The sequence below is a fragment of the Phytomonospora sp. NPDC050363 genome, from assembly GCF_040655735.1.
Lineage (GTDB): Bacteria > Actinomycetota > Actinomycetes > Mycobacteriales > Micromonosporaceae > Phytomonospora.
This window is the reverse complement of the sequence record NZ_JBFAKK010000001.1, coordinates 856,096-873,220: the sequence shown is the minus strand read 5'-3', so window position 1 is coordinate 873,220 and position 17,125 is coordinate 856,096. Positions and strand designations below refer to the sequence as shown.

At 69.6% G+C, this 17,125-nt stretch carries 19 protein-coding genes; 8 read left to right on the top strand and 11 right to left on the bottom strand.

The annotated features are described in order from the left end of the window. Nucleotides 1–116: 116 nt before the first annotated feature. Both pknB and AB0I28_RS03830 read left to right on the top strand, forming a co-directional pair. Entirely contained in the window at nucleotides 117–1,979 is a 1,863-nt protein-coding gene (gene pknB, locus AB0I28_RS03835) for a Stk1 family PASTA domain-containing Ser/Thr kinase (RefSeq protein WP_357489150.1), read from the top strand. Nucleotides 1,980–2,128: 149 nt separating this feature from the next. Continuing rightward, on the top strand, nucleotides 2,129–2,326 hold the full coding sequence (locus AB0I28_RS03830; protein WP_357489149.1) for a hypothetical protein: 198 nt from the start codon (nucleotides 2,129–2,131) through the stop codon (nucleotides 2,324–2,326). 57 nt (nucleotides 2,327–2,383) lie between these two features. Here the strand turns inward: AB0I28_RS03830 and bfr are convergent, their stop codons facing one another. The 4 genes from bfr to AB0I28_RS03810 all read right to left on the bottom strand — a co-directional run bounded on the left by bfr (nucleotide 2,384) and on the right by AB0I28_RS03810 (nucleotide 5,693). After that, the gene (bfr, locus tag AB0I28_RS03825; protein WP_357489308.1) at nucleotides 2,384–2,860 is read right to left on the bottom strand and encodes a bacterioferritin; all 477 of its coding nucleotides are present in this window, start codon (nucleotides 2,858–2,860) and stop codon (nucleotides 2,384–2,386) included. A 131-nt stretch (nucleotides 2,861–2,991) separates the two neighbouring features. Then, a complete protein-coding gene (locus AB0I28_RS03820) occupies nucleotides 2,992–3,180 on the bottom strand; it encodes a (2Fe-2S)-binding protein (RefSeq protein WP_357489148.1) in 189 nt (62 codons plus the stop codon). Nucleotides 3,181–3,261: 81 nt separating this feature from the next. Beyond that, nucleotides 3,262–4,296, bottom strand: coding sequence for a GntG family PLP-dependent aldolase (locus AB0I28_RS03815; protein ID WP_357489147.1), 1,035 nt, complete (start codon nucleotides 4,294–4,296; stop codon nucleotides 3,262–3,264). A 53-nt stretch (nucleotides 4,297–4,349) separates the two neighbouring features. Next, the gene (locus tag AB0I28_RS03810; protein ID WP_357489306.1) at nucleotides 4,350–5,693 is read right to left on the bottom strand and encodes a class II 3-deoxy-7-phosphoheptulonate synthase; all 1,344 of its coding nucleotides are present in this window, start codon (nucleotides 5,691–5,693) and stop codon (nucleotides 4,350–4,352) included. Nucleotides 5,694–5,994: 301 nt separating this feature from the next. On the opposite strand from AB0I28_RS03810, the gene AB0I28_RS03805 reads away from it, so the two are divergent. Continuing rightward, nucleotides 5,995–6,363 carry a hypothetical protein gene (locus AB0I28_RS03805; RefSeq protein ID WP_357489146.1) on the top strand — a complete coding sequence of 123 codons (369 nt, stop codon included), beginning with the start codon at nucleotides 5,995–5,997 and terminating at the stop codon, nucleotides 6,361–6,363. Nucleotides 6,364–6,469: 106 nt separating this feature from the next. On the opposite strand, the gene AB0I28_RS03800 is transcribed toward AB0I28_RS03805, so the two are convergent. The 3 genes from AB0I28_RS03800 to AB0I28_RS03790 all read right to left on the bottom strand — a co-directional run bounded on the left by AB0I28_RS03800 (nucleotide 6,470) and on the right by AB0I28_RS03790 (nucleotide 8,642). Continuing rightward, complete coding sequence (locus AB0I28_RS03800; protein ID WP_357489145.1) at nucleotides 6,470–6,874, bottom strand: hypothetical protein; 405 nt, start codon at nucleotides 6,872–6,874, stop codon at nucleotides 6,470–6,472. Nucleotides 6,875–6,960: 86 nt separating this feature from the next. Beyond that, nucleotides 6,961–7,986 carry a 6-phosphofructokinase gene (locus AB0I28_RS03795; protein WP_357489144.1) on the bottom strand — a complete coding sequence of 342 codons (1,026 nt, stop codon included), beginning with the start codon at nucleotides 7,984–7,986 and terminating at the stop codon, nucleotides 6,961–6,963. Between the two features lie 149 nt (nucleotides 7,987–8,135). After that, nucleotides 8,136–8,642, bottom strand: coding sequence for a polyadenylate-specific 3'-exoribonuclease AS (locus AB0I28_RS03790; RefSeq protein WP_357489143.1), 507 nt, complete (start codon nucleotides 8,640–8,642; stop codon nucleotides 8,136–8,138). A 444-nt stretch (nucleotides 8,643–9,086) separates the two neighbouring features. On the opposite strand from AB0I28_RS03790, the gene AB0I28_RS03785 reads away from it, so the two are divergent. Continuing rightward, nucleotides 9,087–9,731 (top strand): Crp/Fnr family transcriptional regulator, encoded by a 645-nt coding sequence (locus AB0I28_RS03785; protein WP_184786907.1) that lies wholly within the window; start codon nucleotides 9,087–9,089, stop codon nucleotides 9,729–9,731. Between the two features lie 55 nt (nucleotides 9,732–9,786). Here AB0I28_RS03785 and AB0I28_RS03780 read toward each other — a convergent pair whose 3' ends face one another. Next, entirely contained in the window at nucleotides 9,787–10,872 is a 1,086-nt protein-coding gene (locus AB0I28_RS03780) for an NYN domain-containing protein (protein WP_357489142.1), read from the bottom strand. Between the two features lie 122 nt (nucleotides 10,873–10,994). After that, nucleotides 10,995–11,708 carry a lysophospholipid acyltransferase family protein gene (locus tag AB0I28_RS03775; RefSeq protein ID WP_357489303.1) on the bottom strand — a complete coding sequence of 238 codons (714 nt, stop codon included), beginning with the start codon at nucleotides 11,706–11,708 and terminating at the stop codon, nucleotides 10,995–10,997. A gap of 161 nt (nucleotides 11,709–11,869) precedes the next feature. Between AB0I28_RS03775 and AB0I28_RS03770 the strand changes: the two genes are divergently transcribed. Continuing rightward, nucleotides 11,870–12,661, top strand: a complete 792-nt coding sequence (locus AB0I28_RS03770; RefSeq protein WP_357489141.1) for an alpha/beta fold hydrolase — start codon at nucleotides 11,870–11,872, stop codon at nucleotides 12,659–12,661. Further along, on the top strand, nucleotides 12,658–13,149 hold the full coding sequence (locus AB0I28_RS03765; RefSeq protein WP_357489140.1) for a hypothetical protein: 492 nt from the start codon (nucleotides 12,658–12,660) through the stop codon (nucleotides 13,147–13,149). The genes AB0I28_RS03770 and AB0I28_RS03765 overlap by 4 nt, the downstream gene beginning before the upstream one ends. Before the next feature lie 58 nt (nucleotides 13,150–13,207). Here the strand turns inward: AB0I28_RS03765 and AB0I28_RS03760 are convergent, their stop codons facing one another. Further along, on the bottom strand, nucleotides 13,208–13,831 hold the full coding sequence (locus AB0I28_RS03760) for an alpha/beta fold hydrolase (protein WP_357489139.1): 624 nt from the start codon (nucleotides 13,829–13,831) through the stop codon (nucleotides 13,208–13,210). After that, nucleotides 13,828–15,195: an NAD(P)-binding domain-containing protein gene (locus AB0I28_RS03755; RefSeq protein WP_357489138.1), complete on the bottom strand. Its 1,368-nt coding sequence runs from the start codon at nucleotides 15,193–15,195 to the stop codon at nucleotides 13,828–13,830. Before AB0I28_RS03755 ends, AB0I28_RS03760 begins: the two co-directional genes overlap by 4 nt. 188 nt (nucleotides 15,196–15,383) lie before the next feature. Here AB0I28_RS03755 and AB0I28_RS03750 point away from each other — a divergent pair, with 188 nt between their 5' ends. Both AB0I28_RS03750 and AB0I28_RS03745 read left to right on the top strand, forming a co-directional pair. Further along, nucleotides 15,384–15,920, top strand: coding sequence for an NUDIX domain-containing protein (locus AB0I28_RS03750; RefSeq protein ID WP_357489137.1), 537 nt, complete (start codon nucleotides 15,384–15,386; stop codon nucleotides 15,918–15,920). 190 nt (nucleotides 15,921–16,110) lie between these two features. Next, complete coding sequence (locus AB0I28_RS03745) at nucleotides 16,111–17,121, top strand: hypothetical protein (RefSeq protein WP_357489136.1); 1,011 nt, start codon at nucleotides 16,111–16,113, stop codon at nucleotides 17,119–17,121. Nucleotides 17,122–17,125: the final 4 nt, after the last annotated feature.

The following is a 17,125-nucleotide window of genomic DNA, read 5'->3' as shown; positions in this document are numbered from 1 at the left end:
GGGCGGCCGAAACCCGCGCCGGCCGCCGCGTGTCATGGTGTCCCACGTCACGCGGCGTGTCGCGGTCCCGCGCGGCGGCCCGCAACCCTCGCATGCCACTCGTACACTCGGGTGCAATGGACACCACCGTCACCGACCCGCTGATCGGAGCGACCCTCGAAGGGCGCTACCGAGTGACCGAGCATGTCGCCACCGGGGGCATGGCCACGGTCTACCGGGCCGTCGACGAGCGCCTCGACCGCGTGGTCGCCGTGAAGATGATCCAGCGCTCCCAGGCCGACGACGCCGCCTTCCTGACCCGCTTCGAGCGCGAGGCGAAGATCATCGCGCGCCTGTCCCACCCCAACGTCGTCGGCGTATACGACACCGGAAGTCACGACGGGCTGCCGTACCTGGTGATGGAGTTCGTGCCCGGACGCACCCTGCGCGACGTCCTCAACGAGCACGAACGGCTCCCCGTGCGGCACTCGATGCGCATCGCCGGGAAGCTGCTGGATGCGCTCTCGGCGGCGCACCGGATCGGGCTCGTCCACCGCGACGTCAAACCCGAGAACGTGCTGATCGCCGAGTCGGGCGCGGTGAAGGTCGCCGACTTCGGCCTGGCGCGCATCGTCGAGGGCGAGGCCGAGTCCGACGAGGACGGCGGTCAGCTGCTGGCGACGGTCGCCTACGTGCCGCCCGAGCTGGTCGCCGATGGTGTGGCCGACGCCCGCTCCGACGTGTACTCCGCCGGGATCGTGCTGTTCGAACTGCTCACCGGGACCGTGCCCTACGACGGCCCGGACGCCGCCGAGGTCGCCGGTCGCCACCTCCACGAGGACATCCCGCCGCCGTCGGCGCTGACCACCGGGATCCCGCCCGGCCTCGACGCGCTCGTGGTCTCGGCGACCCGCCGCGACCGCGCGGCGCGCCCCGCCGACGCCACCGAGTTCGCCGCGCGCCTCGCCGAGCTACCCGAACAGGCGCCGACACCGATCGCGCGCAGGCCCGACCGGGCCACGACCGCCCTGCCCACCGAGCCGGTCTACCAAGGGCGCAGCGCGACTCCCACTCCCCCGCCACCGCGAACCCCGCCGAAGACGCTGCTCCGCTTGCGCAACATCCCGCACCGGACGGCGCTGGCGCTCGGGGCGGTCGCGGTGGCGATGCTGCTCGTCGGCGCCACCGGCTGGTGGTTCTCCGTCGGCCGCTACGAGCAGACGCCGTCCCTGCTGACCATGACCGCCGACGAGGCGGAGGACTTCGCCGCCGGTGAGGGCTTCACGGTCCGCTTCGACGGTGGCGGCTTCTCCGAGAACGTCCCCAAGGACACCGTGCTCGGCCAGAACCCGCAGCCGGGCGAGAAGATCCTCGACGGCGAGCCGATCACCCTGACCCTGTCACTGGGACCGGAGCGCTACATCATCCCGGCCCTGAGCGGCACCGACGGCGTCACCGCGGTCGACCAGCTCGAGTCGATGCACCTGCGGGTCGGCGTGGTCGAGCGCTACGACGACACCGTGCCCGCCGACCAGGTCGTCGCGGTCTCGCCGCCACCGGGCACCGAGGTCCGCCGCGACTCGGCGGTCGAGCTGGTCGTCAGCCTCGGCCCCGCGCCGGTGAAGGTCCCCAAGCTCGTCGGTCTCAAGGCCGACGAGGGTCGGGCGCAGGTGGCGGCGCTGGGCCTCGGGGTCTCGGTCGTCGAGGCTTATCACGACCAGGTCGACGCCGGCGAGATCTTCGCCCAGGACCCCGCGCCGGACACGGGTGTCGGATCCGGCACGACGGTCACTCTCACCGTGAGCAAGGGGCCCGAGCCGGTGGCTCTGCCGGACGTGACGGGCATGTCCTTCGACGAAGCGCGCAGCGAACTGCAGCGGCTCGGCTTCGAGGTCGACCGCTTCGATCTGCCGCTGGGGGACGACTCGGTGTGGGACATGAGCCCCGACGGCGGCACGACGCAGCCCAAGGGCAGCAAGATCACCCTTTACACGTACTGATCACCGGTCTATCCCGATCATGCCGGTCTCCTGTACGGCGTCCGCATATACGAGCGCATAACCGGGTCCGGGCTCATTGACTTCCCCTGGGGCAGATGCGAGATTTCGCAGCAGCCGATCGACGCCGATCGCTCTAGAGGGGAAACGCCATGATCCGACTGGTGGCCAAGCTCAGTGACCGTCTGCTCGACAGCATCGTTCCGGCCGAGGACGCCTCGGCGTGCGCGATCACGCCCCGCTGGACCGCTTGCAGCGGCCTGCGGACCGGACGCTGCCAGAAGTACTGCTACTACGACTGCAACGGCAACCAGGTCGGCTGCCAGGACGACAGCGAGTGCGTCTGCTGAGCAAGCGACCGAAAGCCCCCTCGGCCGGTGGCCGAGGGGGCTTTTTCGCATGCGCCGCTACTTCGGCGGCTCGATGAGGGTCTGGAGGTAGAGCTGCTCACCCAGCTTCTCGATGAGTTCGAGCTGAGTCTCCAGGTAGTCGATGTGCTCCTCTTCGTCGGCGAGGATCGCCTCGAAGATCTTCGCGGAGGTGATGTCGCCGACCTCGCGCATGTGGACCACGCCGCGTCGAAGGCGGTCAACGGCCTCCGCCTCGATCTTCATGTCGCAGCGGAACTGCTCGGGGACGTTCTCGCCGATCCGCAGCGGGAAGAGCCGCTGGTAGTTCGGCATGCCGTCGAGGAAGAGGATCCTGTCGGTGAGGACCTCGGCATGCCGCATCTCGTCCATCGACTCCGCGCGGGTGTGCGCGGCGAGCTTGTTGTACCCCCAGTTCTCCTGCATCTTCGCGTGCAGGAAGTACTGGTTGATCGCGGTCAGCTCGGCCGTGAGCTGCTCGTTGAGGAACTCGATGACCTTCTTGTCGCCCTGCATAGCCATGCCTCCCGGTCTTAAAGGTAATCACCTGAGCGTATTACCGGGAGAAATCGGACGCTTAGTCAGGAACGCCTAAATAAGGTCAGCCTGCGCTCTCTTAGGCAAGGCTGCGTGGACCCATGCGGGGTTCAGGCGCCGCCGACGAGGGCCGCGACCGGGGACTCCGACTCGATCATCTCGCAGATGCGGTCGAGGCACGTGCCGCAGCTCGTGCCGGCCTCACATGCGTCCCCGACGGCCTCTTCGGTGCGCGCGCCGGCGCGGATGGAGTCGCGAACCTCGCACTCGCGCACACGGTGGCAGATACAGACGTACAACGGTCCTCCAAGGAAAGCCTGCCCTAACGAAGGCTTGCCTAACATAACCGACCGTTCGTCCGACCGCCATAGTCCGTGCTGTCAGCTTTCGGCGGCCCTTTCACCCCTGCTGAGCAGGGATGTGAGGACCTTCACAGCGTGCGCGACACCGGCCTCGTCGACGTCCATGTGGGTCACCATCCGCAGCAGGTTCGGGCCGAGAGCCGACACGAGGACGCCCTCCTCCCTCGCCGCCGCGGCCAGACCCCCCGCATCGGGGACCGTCAGCACCACGATGTTCGTCTGCGTGTCGGAGGCTTCGCAGACGCCGTAGGGCGCCAGAGCCTCGGCCAGCCGCTGCGCGTGGACATGGTCGTCGGCGAGGCGTGCGATGTGGTGCCGCAGCGCGTGACGGCCCGCTTCGGCCAGGATCCCCGCCTGCCGCATCCCGCCGCCCAGACGCTTGCGGACGACACGGCCGGCCGCCACGCGCTCGCGGTTCGAGATCATCAGGGAGCCGACGGGGGCGCCCAGTCCCTTCGAGAGGCACACCGAGACGGTGTCGAACAGTTCCCCGTACTCGTGGAGGGGCACACCGTCGGCGACGTGCGCGTTCCAAATGCGGGCGCCGTCGAGGTGGAGGGCGATCCCGCGCTCGTCGGCGATCTCGCGGAGCCTGCGCAGCTTCGCGATCGGGATGACACGCCCGCCGCCCAGATTGTGGGTGTTCTCCACCGCGATCGCCACGGTGGGCACGGCGTAGCCGCCGCCGGGCCGAATGAACGCGGCCACGGTGTCGACGTCGAGGTGCCCACCGCGGGTCGGCCAGGTGCGCGAGGAGATGCCGCCGTAAGCGGCGGCCGCTCCCCCCTCGAAGGTGACCACGTGCGCGTCGGAGTCGCACAGGAGCTCGCCACCGGGACCGCCGAGGGTCTGCACGGCGACCTGGTTGGCCATGCTGCCCGAGGGACAGAACACGGCCGCCTCGTGACCGAAGAGCTCGGCGACCTCGTTCTCCAGGGCGTTGACGGCGGGGTCCTCGCCGTACACGTCGTCGCCGACCTCGGCTCGGGCCATCGCCTCCCGCATCTCGGGAGTGGGCCTGGTGACGGTGTCGCTGCGTAGATCAACGGGCATGCGGCCCAGCTTAGTGAGGGCCGCATGCCCGTGATGATCGGTGGGTCCGCGCGTCAGTGGCGCAGCATCTCGGCGACGAGGAAGGCCAGCTCCAGCGACTGCTGCGTGTTCAGTCGCGGGTCGCAGGCGGTCTCGTAACGAGTCGAGAGGTCGGCGTCGGCGATGGCCTGGGCCCCGCCGAGGCACTCGGTGACGTCCTCGCCGGTGAGCTCGATGTGGATGCCGCCCGGGTGGGTGCCCAGGCCGCGGTGCACCTCGAAGAAGCCGAGGACCTCGTCGACGATCCGGTCGAACTGGCGGGTCTTGTACCCGCTCGCCGACTCGATGGTGTTGCCGTGCATCGGGTCGCACTGCCAGATGACCTTCTGCCCGGCGGCGTCGACCTTCTCCACGATCGCCGGGAGCACGTCGCGGATCTTCTGGTTGCCCATCCGGCTGATCAGTGTCAGACGGCCGGGGACGTTGTCCGGGTTGAGCTTCTCGCAGGCCTCGACGGCCCACTCGGGGCTGGTGCCCGGGCCGATCTTCACGCCGATCGGGTTGGCGATGCGGGAGATGAAGTCGATGTGGGCGCCGTCGAGGCGGCGGGTGCGCTCCCCGATCCACAGGAAGTGGCCCGACAGGCCGTAGGCCTCCTCGCCGACCACGCGGGTCAGCGCCCGGTCGTACTCGAGCGCGAGGGCCTCGTGGCTGGCGTACACGGTCACCGTGTGCAGGGCCTCGTCGTCGACGCCGCAGGCGGCCATGAAGGCGAGCGCGCGATCGATCTCACGGCCGATGGCGTCGTAGCGCTCGCCGGCCGGGGACTGCTTGACGAAGTCCTTGTTCCAGTCGTGGACCGCGCGCAGGTCGGCGATGCCGCCGGTGAGGAACGCGCGGAGCATGTTCATCGCGGCCGCGGCGTTGGCGTAGGCGCGGACCATGCGCTGGGGGTCGGCGACGCGGGCGTCGGCATCGGCCTTCAGCGAGTTGATCATGTCGCCGCGGTAGACCGGCAGGCCCAGCGCGTCGAGCGCCGCCGAGCGGGGCTTGGTGTACTGCCCGGCGACCCGGCCGACCTTGATGACCGGGAGGCTGGCGCCGTAGGTAAGAACGACGGCCATCTGGAGCAGCGTGCGGGCGTTGGCCAGCAGGTGCGCCTCGGTGTTGTCGTCGAAGGTCTCGGCGCAGTCGCCGCCCTGGAGCAGGAACGCCTTGCCCTCGCAGACGAGTGCGAGCCGTTCCCGGAGCTGGTCGACCTCATGGGGCGCGACGATCGGGGGGACGCTGGAGAGCGTGTCGCACACCTCGTCCACGGCGGCATAGTCGGTCCACGGTGGCATCTGGTCGCGCGGAAGATCGCGCCAACGGTCCAGTCCGAGCGAGGTCGCGTCGACGGGGGCGCCGTCTGCGGTCAGGCCTGGGTTGCGGAGATGCTGCCACTGGAGTGTCACGGGGAAAGCTTACGGTCGCGGTTCGGCGTCTCAGATGGCAGGTGGGCCATCTCAACAGATGAAAGCGGTCACACCGGGCCGAACGGTGCCGGCGGAGGCGCGAACAGGCGCGGCGGCGGGTCGAGACCACCCGGCTCGGGCCGTAAACGGGCGAAGCCGCGAAATCTGTCCCTTCTGGCAACTACACGACACCCGCGGGCCGAATCCACCCGTACGGTCGGCACAGGGAGTGAACACACGACCATGCCAGAAATGGAGGTGCGGCATGCGGAGAGTTGCGTTGATCCTCGGCGCCGTCCTCACAGTTCTCGCCGTCTCATCACCCGCTCAGGCTTACGCCCACGACAGGGTGGCCAACCCGGCCATGCACGCAGTCCTGGACGTCTTGACCCTGGCGATCGTGACGGCGCCACTGTGGACGGCTTACTTCTGGGGGAAGGAACGCCGGACGCTGATGCTCGCGCTGATGGGGATCGTGCAGATCCCGGCAGCGGTCTTCGCGTTCGTTCCGATCCCCGACCCGGTCCTGCACGTCGTGGCCCTCTCGGCCGGCCTGACGGTGACAGCGACCTCGATCTGGTACGTCCGCGCGGCCGCGCGTGCGCGCCGGCCGGTGCCCGTCGCCGATCGATGACGATGATCGGTCACCGCTCCACCGACCGGTGACCTCGTAGACCCTGCCGAAGCGCTGCCGTCGGCCCCGGTGTGTGGTGGCACCCGGGCCGACGGCAGTCGCATGTCTAGCCGGCGGCGTGGGCGTAGCGAGCCGGGCCGGGCTCGCCATCGCGGACGCCCTCGACACGGACGTAACGCGGTTCGGCCTCCCCCACCCGCACCGAGAAGCCGATGACGTCCTGGCCGCGCCGGTGCACGCGGATCTCGGGGCAGTCTCCGTGCGGCCCCTCCCACTCCCCGTCATCGCGGAGCAGGGCGCTGGCACGACAGTGGCTCTCGCCGACGAAACCCCAGGCACGGAAGAGCTCGTCGCCGGAGAACTTGTAAATACCCGCGGAGGCGACCCGTTCGCCTTCCTGCCGGCGATAGAACCACCCGTCGAGACCGGGGACCGCCACACCTTCGAAGTCGATGTTCTCGACGACCTTGTTCAGGACGAAACCGGCCAGATCCGGCAAAGCGGTGTTCACACCACGTACAACGAGCCGGACACGCTTTGGTCGCGTACCCGGCCCGTATAAATCGTCACTCTCCTGGATTTTCATCCAGTCGGGTGTCAGCCGAAGAAGACCTCGGCCTCCTTGTAGCGCTCGACCGGCACGGTCTTGAGTTCGCGGGTGGCGTCCTCGAGCGGGACCCGGACGATGTCGGTGCCCTGCAGGGCGACCATCTTGCCCCAGTCACCGTCGTTGACCGCGTCGATCGCGTGCAGGCCGAAGCGGGTCGCCAGGACCCGGTCGAAGGCCGTGGGGGTGCCGCCGCGCTGGACGTGGCCGAGGACGACCGCGCGGGCCTCCTTGCCGGTCTGCTTCTCGATCTGCCCGGCGAGCCAGTTGCCGATGCCGCCGAGGCGGACGTGCCCGAAGGCGTCGAGTTCGCCGGTCTGGGTGACCATCTCGCCCTCGCTGGGCATGGCGCCCTCGGCGACGACGATGATCGGCGAGTAGTCGATCTCGAAGCGCGAGCGAACGTGCGCGACGACCTGGTCGAGGTCGAAGCGCCGCTCGGGCAGCAGGATCACGTTGGCGCCGCCGGCCAGGCCGGAGTGCAGGGCGATCCAGCCGGCGTGGCGGCCCATGACCTCGACCACGACCGCGCGGTGGTGGCTCTCGGCGGTGGTGTGCAGGCGGTCGATGGCCTCCATGGCGATGTTCACCGAGGTGTCGAAGCCGAAGGTGTAGTCGGTGGCGCCCAGGTCGTTGTCGATCGTCTTGGGGACGCCGACGACGTGCACGTCGAGGTCGGCGAGCTTCTTGGCGACGCCGAGGGTGTCCTCACCGCCGATCGCGACCAGCGCGTCGACGCCGGTGGCGGCCAGGTTCTCCTTGATGCGCTCGACCCCGCCGTCGATCTTGAAGGGGTTCGTGCGCGACGACCGCAGGATGGTGCCGCCGCGGGGAAGGATGCCGCGCACCTCCTTGATGCCCAGGGGCATCGTGACGTTCTCCAGCGGACCGCGCCATCCGTCCCGGAAGCCGACGAACTCGTGGCCGTAGGTGGACACGCCCTTGCGGACGACGGCGCGGATGACCGCGTTGAGACCGGGGCAGTCGCCCCCGCCGGTGAGCACGCCAACGCGCATGTGCTCTCACTCCCTGTGTGTTGTGCGGGGCTGTCTGCCTCGGACGCCGGTCCATATGCGACCTGCGGCCTCATTGCCGGTCCGGGCGTGCCGCCACGTGGTGCACTTTAGCCGCTCGGCCCGGCGACTCTCGGGAGGACCGCCGACGATCAGGTAGTGGGACCCGGCCGCATGGTGTTCCAGCGCGCCAGGTTGTGCCGGGCGTCGGCGAGCGCGTCGTGCTGGCTGCCCTCGATGCTGGGCAGGGAGGGTCGGCCGAGGTCGTCCCACATCTGCTTGAGGTCCTTGGTCATGCGGGGCAGTGCGCGCGGGAGGGCGGGCATGGCGCCCCAGAGCTGGGCGAGGGCGACGTGGTCGTAGGCGCCGTACCAGGCCCACAGTTCCATGCGCAGTTGCGAGCGGCCGCGCAGTGGGGCGACGAGAAATTCGTAGAGGTCCTCGCGGATTCGCTCGCGGCTGCGCCAGGCGGGGTCGGCGGGCGAGGGGAGCTTGTCGAGGACGTTGCGGCGCACCCACGGGATCGCTTTGTCGGGGTCGAACTCGGTGGACACGGCGTAGAACTCGCGGCCGTGCTCGTCGACGACGCCGATCGAGACGAGGTCGATGGTGAGGCCGTCCTCGATGAATTCGCAGTCGTAGAAGTATCGGTAGGTCATCGGTGCCGTCGACCTTCCACGCCTTGACAGTTCAAGGGAGCCCTGCCCTTTCAGAGGAGCTGACCGTCTACTTCGGTGAGCGGCGGCTCGGTCGATCGGTCGGTCCCACCCGCCCCCGATCGCGGCTCACACCCGTACCCGACGGTACGCGACCGCGCCACCGTCTTACCGGGCGACCGGGCGGGACCGAACAGGGTCTGGCGTCAATGCGGACACTAGGGTATAAAGCTCTCATGGATGCTTACCGTACGTCGCCGGAAACGGTCTCAGGTGTGCATCGAACGCGTGCGGTGAGGGAGCCGACAACATCGGACAGACGATTGCGGGGCTGTACAAGCGAGGTAATTCCAGCCATGATCGGGGGTGCCCGTGGAGACGGTCCTCCCGGTAGGGGGTGTGCAGGTGGACAACCGTTCGTCCGATGATCCGCTCGCCGGTGTAGCGATGTTCTCCGGTCTCGAACCCGAGGCGCGCAAGCGCATCGCCTCGGTGTCGGTGCCGCGGCAGTACCGGCGCGGACAGCTCGTCTTCGTCGAGGGAGACCCCGGCGAGTCGCTCATCATGATCCGCTCCGGCGCGGTCTCGGTGTTCCGCACCGCCCCGACCGGTGAGCGCGCGATGCTCAACGTGATGCGTCCGCCGGACGTGCTGGGCGAGGTGTCGCTCCTCGACGGTTCGCCGCGCTCGGCCTCGGCGGAGGCGATCGAGGACACCTCGGCGCTGGCGCTGTCCCGGGTCGCGTTCATCGACCTCGTGCACGCCAACCCCCGGATGGTCGACGTGGTCCTGCGCGCGATGGGCGTGCTGGTGCGGCGGCTGACCGACCAGAACGCCGACCATGTCTTCCTGGATCTGCCCGGCAGGGTGGCCAAGACCCTGGTGCGGCTGGCCGGGAACTCGACGGCCGCGATGGTCACCATCGAGCTCAACCAGAGCCAGCTCGCCGAGATGGCGGGAGGGTCGCGGCAGAGCGTGAACCAGGCCATCGGTTCTTTCGCCGGCCGGGGCTGGCTGCGTACGGAGGGCCGCCGCATCGTGGTCACCGACGTGCCCGCGCTGCGTCGCAGGGCGGGGCTCGAGGACAAGTAGACGACGGCGCCGGGCCACCACGAACGTGGGAGCCCGGTGCCCTTTTCCCGCCGGTTCAGGCCGCCTGAACGAGTCTCTCGACGGGCGTCGATCCGCGTCCGCAGGCGTGGCACCTCCCTCGCCGGCGCAGGTGGTAGCCGAGGGTCGCCGCGCCGAGCGCGAGGCCCCACACGGCCCAGAGCAGCACCGGTCCGACGACGCCCCAAGTCTCCCACGAGGTGAGCTGGTGAAAGCCCATCATGCCGCCGGGTACGAGCGCGATCGACACGGTCGCAGCCGGGATGATCACGGTCGCCGGGTGGATGCGGCGGCCGGCCTTGAAGGGGACCCAGCGTGGCCACACCTCGCCCCAGCGGGCCACGAGACCGTGCGAGAGGACGCTGCCGATGCCGGAGGCGACTCCGAGCGCGAGGCCCATTTCGAGCATGCCCGGCGTGTTCTGCATGTCGGTGAGGAACTCCGGGGTGATGCCCAGCGGGTAGCCGAAGTACCAGGCGAGGCGGGTCAGGTCGTAGGGGATGGTCGCGGCGAGCGCGATCCACACCGCCCACCTTCCCCAGCGCATCGCCGAGGCCGGGCTCGTCAGGTGTGAGGCGGGCCGGTCGTCGCGGCCGCAGCGCTCGCAGGCGTGGCGGGTGCGGCGCTGGTAGGACAGGGCCGCCAGTGCCCACAGGAGACCGCCGATGAAGACGATGATCAGGTTCCCGCGGTGCCAGTAGATGATGTCGCCGATGCCTTCTTGTGGGCCGGGCACGCCGGTGAAGGCGAAGACGAGCAGTGCCGGGGCGAACGCGATCAGCGCGATGATCGTGTAGTCGGGGATGAGGGCGGTGAAGGCCACCGCCTGCGCCCAGGCCAGGCCGAGCAGGACCCGGCGCGACACGCCGCTCCCCCACCGGCGTGCGGCCAGGACACCGCAGATCGCGCCGACGGCGCCGACCGCGGCGATGAACGGGCCGACCACCTCGGCGCGGCTGGGCTCCAGCACCGATCCGGCCGAGAGGTCCTCCACCTCGGCCGCGTACGGGTACGCGGCGCCTCCCAGGGACCAGTACAGGCCGGCCAGGCCGTACAGCAGCGACCACGCGGCCGCCGCGTACCCCGACCAGGCCGGCCAGGCTCGCAGCACACGGGAAACCATTACCGCTCCTTCACACCGGTGGACGTCTTGTCGTGTCCATCCTTGGTGGCGGCGAGGAGCGTGAGGAGGTGCCGAACGGCACCGAAGCGCCCGTCGGACGCGCCGGCGATGTGCCGTTCGGGCTACGAGGCCGCCGGAGTGCCCTTCTGCTCGGGCTCGGCCGCCGCGACGGTCTTGAGCTTGGCGGCGTAGGTGTCGATGTACTCCTGGCCCGACAGGTCCATCAGCTCGTACATGATCTCGTCGGTGATGGCCCGCTCGACGAGCCGGTCGCCGGCCAGGCCCGCGTAGCGCTGGAAGTCGATCGGCTCGCCGATCTTGATGTGCACCCGGCCGATCTTGGGCAGCTTCTTGCCGATCGGCTGTAGTTCACCGGTGTTCATCATCGCCGCCGGGATGACCTTCGCGCCGGACTCCAGCGCCAGGCGCGCCACGCCGGTCTTGCCCCGGTAGAGCTTCCCGTCGGGCGAGCGCGTGCCCTCGGGGTAGATGCCGAAGAGTTCGCCGGCGGCCAGGACCCGTTTGCCGGTCTCCAGGGCGCCGGCGGCCGCGCGGCCGCCGGTCCGGTCGACCGGGATGGCCCCGACGCCGGTGAAGAAGAACCTGCTGAACAGGCCCTTGACGCCACTGCCGGTGAAGTACTCGGCCTTGGCGATGAACGTGATCTTCCTGGGCACCACGAGGGGCAGGAAGATCGAGTCGGAGAACGACAGGTGGTTGCTGGCCACGATCGCCGGTCCCGTCTTCGGGATGTTCGACAGGCCCTCCACCTTCGGGCGGTAGATCAGCCGCAGCCACCAACCGACGAAGACATACTTCAACCACCAGTAGAGCACCGGCACCTCCGCAGCATGAGCCCGGTCACGTTGTCGTCTAAGTATTGCGTCATCGGGCACGAGTGCGCATCCCGGCACGGGCACTCCGGGACCGCCGTGCCATTCGGCCCGGCTCGTGCCAGGATTACGGAGTATCGCTGTCCCCTTCTGGGAGGTGTCCGGTGCCCGTCCTTCCCGGTGCCCAATCTTTCCTTCTCGACGCCGGAGCCGACGCTCCGGCCACCGTGGTGCTCTCGCACGGTTTCACCGGATCGCCGCAGACCGTGCGTCCTTGGGGTGAGGCGATGCACGAGGCGGGTTACACCGCGATCGGGCCGAGACTCCCCGGCCACGGCACGCGCTGGCAGGATCTCGCCGTCACCAGGTGGCAGGACTGGTACGGCGAGCTCGAACGCGCCTTCGACGAGGCTCTCGGACGCGGGAAACCCGTCTTCGCGATGGGCATCTCCATGGGCGGGACGCTCGTGCTGCGCCTGGCGCAGCAGCGCGGGGCCGAACTGGCCGGGATCGTGCTGTCGAATCCCTCGATCATGTCGCAGCGCTTCGCGGTGAACCACCTCCTGCCCCTGCTGTCGCGGGTGCGGCGCACGGCCGCCGGGATCAGCAGCGACATCGCCAAGCCCGGAAGCGTCGAGGTCGCCTACGACAAGGTGCCGCTCGGGGCGCTGCGCTCACTGACGGAATTGTGGCGCCTGACACGTGCCGACCTCGGGAAGGTCACGGTGCCGGTGCGCGTTTACCGTAGCGCCGTCGACCATGTGGTCGAACCGGCCAACTCGAAGATGCTGCTGGCCGGCATCGCCAGTGAGGATGTGGCCGAGTACGTCATGGACCGCAGTTACCACGTGATGACCCTCGACAACGACGCTCCCGCCCTGTTCGAGGGCAGCGCGTCGTTCATAGCCGAACGGCTCGCCGCGCTCGGCGCGGCCGAGTCCGGGCCGGGACGATGACCACCGAGCGCCCGGACGAGGAACCGGACCACAAGTCCGAGGACGGCCTCACCGACGCCGACCTCAGCGGTGACAACCTGAAGCGCCGCTTCTCCGAACTGATCGCCGGCCTTGAGACGCCCAAGTGGCCCGAGGACGAACCCGATCCCGAACCGCGTCCCGCCGCGGCTGCCCCGAAGGAGGAGCCGACTCTCCTGGAGCTGTGGGACGCCGATCTCCCGGAGGACGAGGAGGAGAAGGCCGCCAAGTACGAGCCGCCTCCGCCCCCGCCGGTTCCGAAGCCCTCCCGGCCCGCCGTGTTCGGTCTGGTGCTGATCGCGGTGGGCGTCGTGCTGTTCGTTCAGCCGACGCTGCTGGGGCTCGGCTCCGACGTGGGGATCCTGCTGGGGGCGGCGACCGTCCTGGCCGGCGTCGGTGTGCTGATCTGGCGGCTGCGGCCGGGCGACGAGGAGGATCCCTACGATCCCGACGACGGGGCCGTGGTCTAGCTCGTGACGCGAAAACGCCGCCGGTCACAGACCGGCGGCGCTTCGATGTGCGTGGTACTCACTCCTTGACCACGGTGCCGTCCAGCCAGTCGAGGATCGCGTCGAGCGGTTCACGCCAGGCGGCGGCGAGCATCATCTCGTGCCCGGCGCCCTGGAAGAACAGGGGCGCGACACCGTAGTGCGCGGCGGCCTTCTCCAGCGACTGGCGCGGGGCGCGCTTGTCGTCGGGGTCCCCCACGATGAGGGTGGGCGGGGAGCCCGCCGGGGTGGGCGGAACGAGGCGGCCGAGACGCGGGGCGACGAACACCGCCGCGCGTGCCGGGTATCGGCCGAGTGCCTCGGCAAGGATCCGCGCGCCTTTCGAGTGGCCGATGAGGACCGGTTGCGCGGGCAGCGAGGCGGCGGTCTGGGCGACGTCGCTGGCCCAGGCGCGCAGGTCGCCCTTGATTCCGGCGGACTTGCCCTGACCGCGCACGCTGAGGGCGTAGGCGGGGAAACCGCGGCCGGCGGCGTGGGCGAGCCAGTGCTCGGCGAAGATCTGGGCGCCCCGCCTGTCGCCGCCGACGAACAGCAGCGTCGGCTTCCCGGCCGGTTCGTCGGGTTCGCTGGTGAGCAGTTCGCGGGCCGCGTGCGGGACCGGTTCGCGCCGATCGCTCAGGCGCAGCAGGTCGAGCCGACTCATTTCACACCGTCCAGTTCCTCGATCATCCGCCCGAGCGCCTTCAGGTAGACCTCGTAGGAGATCTCCAGGCGGTGGCGGGGACTGTCGTTGAGCTTCCCGTGCACGTAGCGGCGGCCGGCGTCGGGAGAGACCTTCGCCCAGAACTGCCGGGCGGCCTCGGGGTCGCTCTGCCGCAGGCGCAGCCATTTGGCGATCGCCACGGTCTGCCAGTGCACCAGCGGGAAGATCCCGCCGTCGGCCTGGAGCAGGCCCGCGACGGCCAGGGTCGGCGTCTTGGAGGCGAACATGTGGCCGATGAGGCTCGGCGCCGCGTCGGCGCCCTGCATCCCCAGCAGCGCCGGGTCGCAGAAGTCGAACGTCGTCCGGTAACCGGTCGCCATGACCACCGTCTGCGGCTTGACGCTGGTCCCGTCGGTGAAGTGGACGGCGTCCTCGGTGAAGTACTCGATGTCGGGCTTCGGGGTGATCGCGCCGTGCCCGATGTGGTGCAGCAGGTGGCTGTTGACGATCGGGTGCGAGGCGAACAGGGCGTGCTCGGGCCGCTTGAGGCCGAAACGCCGAGGGTCGCCGACGACACGGCGGATGGCGAACTCGGAGACCTTCTGCCGCAGTCCGAAAGGCAGCCACGACAGGCGCGCCATCGTCTGGTCGCCGGGGCGCCCGAACATGTACTTCGGAATGAACCAGTAGCCGCGGCGGGTCGAGTGCCAGCACTTCTCGGCGTTGACCGCGATCTCGCCGGCGATGTCGCAGCCGGAGTTGCCCGCGCCGACGACGAGGACCTTGCGTCCGCGCACCTTCGACGGGTCCTTGTAGGCCGAGGAGTGCACGATCTCTCCCCGGAACTCCTCCTGGCCCTTGTAGGACGGCATCCGCGGATCCCAGTTGTGCCCGTTGGCGATGACGACCGCCGAGTAGCGCAGTCGCCGCGCCGCGTTGCCGCTGACCGGCTTGACGATCACGTCCCAGCGGCCCTCACCGGTCGGCTCGATCCGCGCGATCTCGCTGCCGAACCAGATGTGCTCACGCAGGCCGAAGTGGTCGGTGTAGCGCTCGAGATAGGCGAGTACCTGGCTGTGGTGCGGATAGTCCGGCCAGTCGTCGGGCATCGGGAAGTCGGGGAACTCGGTGTGCGTACGCGAGGAGACGAGGTGCGTGCTCGAGTACACCGGACTGCGGTCGTGCCTCCAGTTCCACGAGCCGCCGACGGCGGTCTCGCGTTCGTAGCAGTCCACGGTGAACCCCTGCTCGCGCAGGTTCTTCACCGCCAGGAGGCCGGCCATGCCCGCGCCGATGACGCAGACTGCCTCCCCACGGTCGTATGCGGCGTCCACGCTGTAGGCGTCGAACTGGCCCTCGGACACTTGACTCTCCGTCCCTGCCTGGCGCATGCCCGCGCGACACCCGCCGTTTCAGTGATCCCGGCAGCGGCCATGCTATTGAAAGAACCGTGCACGATAAAGTCGCGGCGCCCCGCCGGAGAGTGCGAGGATAGCGAGGCCGCGCGGCACGGTTTCGTTCGCCCACAACGGATCCCTGGAGGCCCACGGACATGATCAAACACTCGACCGCGACCGTGTACGTACTGCACCGGTTCGATGACTCTCAATGGAAGGTCGGGCTGATCGAACACCCCCTGTGGGGCAAATGGGTGCCCGCGGGCGGACATGTCGAAAACGACGAGAACGCCGCGGAGGCCGCGCTGCGCGAAGCGTCCGAGGAGACCGGACTCACCGGACTGCGCCTGCTGTCGCCGCACTCCCCCGAAGTCCCCGCCGACTTTCCGCCCGCGGGCCACGAGGACTACACCGGCCACGTGCCACTGCCCTGGTGGATCGTCGAATTCGACATCCCTCGCGACCGCTCGCTCCCCGAGCGCCACGTCCACGTCGACCACCAGTTCGTCGCCGTCGCCGACGACCCGCGACCCACTACGAAAGGGGCTCACCCGTTCGGGTGGTACACCGCGCCCGAACTGGCGACGATCTCGGCGTTCACCGACGTCATAGCGACCGGAACACACCTCCTCGAGCAGGCCTCGCGGCTGGTCAGCGCGCGGATACCGCCCGTATCCCCGGGCGTTGAATAGAATCCCCCGCAACACGCCGAAGAATTACCGACCCGCGCTCTTCCGTAACGTCGAGTCGGGTCGTAAGCTTCGCTCACCTCGCCGATTCCGGCGGCCCTCACATGCGCATTCTCAAGGAGCGTCGGTGTACGTCAATGTTCTTCCGGCCGAGCGTGCTGCTCACCTAAAGGCCGCTTACACGGTCCGACACGTGGACCTCAGCCAGGAGTACACCCTCATCGAAGACGCCATCCCCGGCCGCGGGGATCTCGTCATCGCGAGGGTCAGCGCGCTCGGACACCACACGTGGGTGGAACTGCCGAGCGGCCGACGCGCGACGCTGTACGTCGGCGACGAACTCCTGCTCGCCTGCGGGGCACGTTACGCCCCCGACCAGTTCGAGGCAGAACTCCCCGAGGACCTCGGCCCCGCCGACCTCGTCGCCGCCGGCGGCGTGCTCGGCAAAGTGCACAGCCGGCACTCCGCGATCGGCGCGCCGACGCGGCTCGACCCGATCGGCCTGCTCGGCGACGCCGACGGCCGGGTCCTCAACCTGCGCGACTTCCGCCTGCCGGAACCGCCGACCGCACTGCGCCCGCCGACGACGATCGTCGTGGTCGGCACGTCGATGAACTCCGGAAAGACCACCACGGTCGCCGCGATCGTGCGCGGACTGACCCTGGCCGGCCTGCGTGTCGGCACGGCGAAGCTGACCGGCACCGGTGCCGGCGGGGACCCGTGGCTGTTCCGCGACGCCGGGGCGGTCGCCGCCTACGACTTCACCGACGCCGGTTACCCGACGACCTTCCGCGTGCCCCTCGACGACCTCGTCGAGAGCTCGCAGCTGCTGCACGGGCACCTCGCGGCACAGGCGGTCGACGCGGTGGTCCTGGAGATCGCCGACGGCGTGCTCCAGGCCGAGACCGCCGCCCTGCTCGACCGGCCCGAGATGCGGCGCCTCGTCGACGGAATGGTCTTCGCCTCCGGTGAGGCCGCCGGCGCCCTGTTCGGCGTCGCCCGGCTCCAGGCCCTCGGCCTGCCGGTACTCGCCGTCAGCGGCCTGCTCACCTGCTCGCCGCTGGCGATGCGGGAAGCCGCCGCCGGACTGTCGGTGCCGGTGTACACGCCGAACGACCTGTGCTCGCCCATGCTCGCGACCTCGCTGCTCGACCGCGTCGGCGGGGCCATGCCGGGCGCCACCGGCGACTCCATGCTCGCCTGAGCGG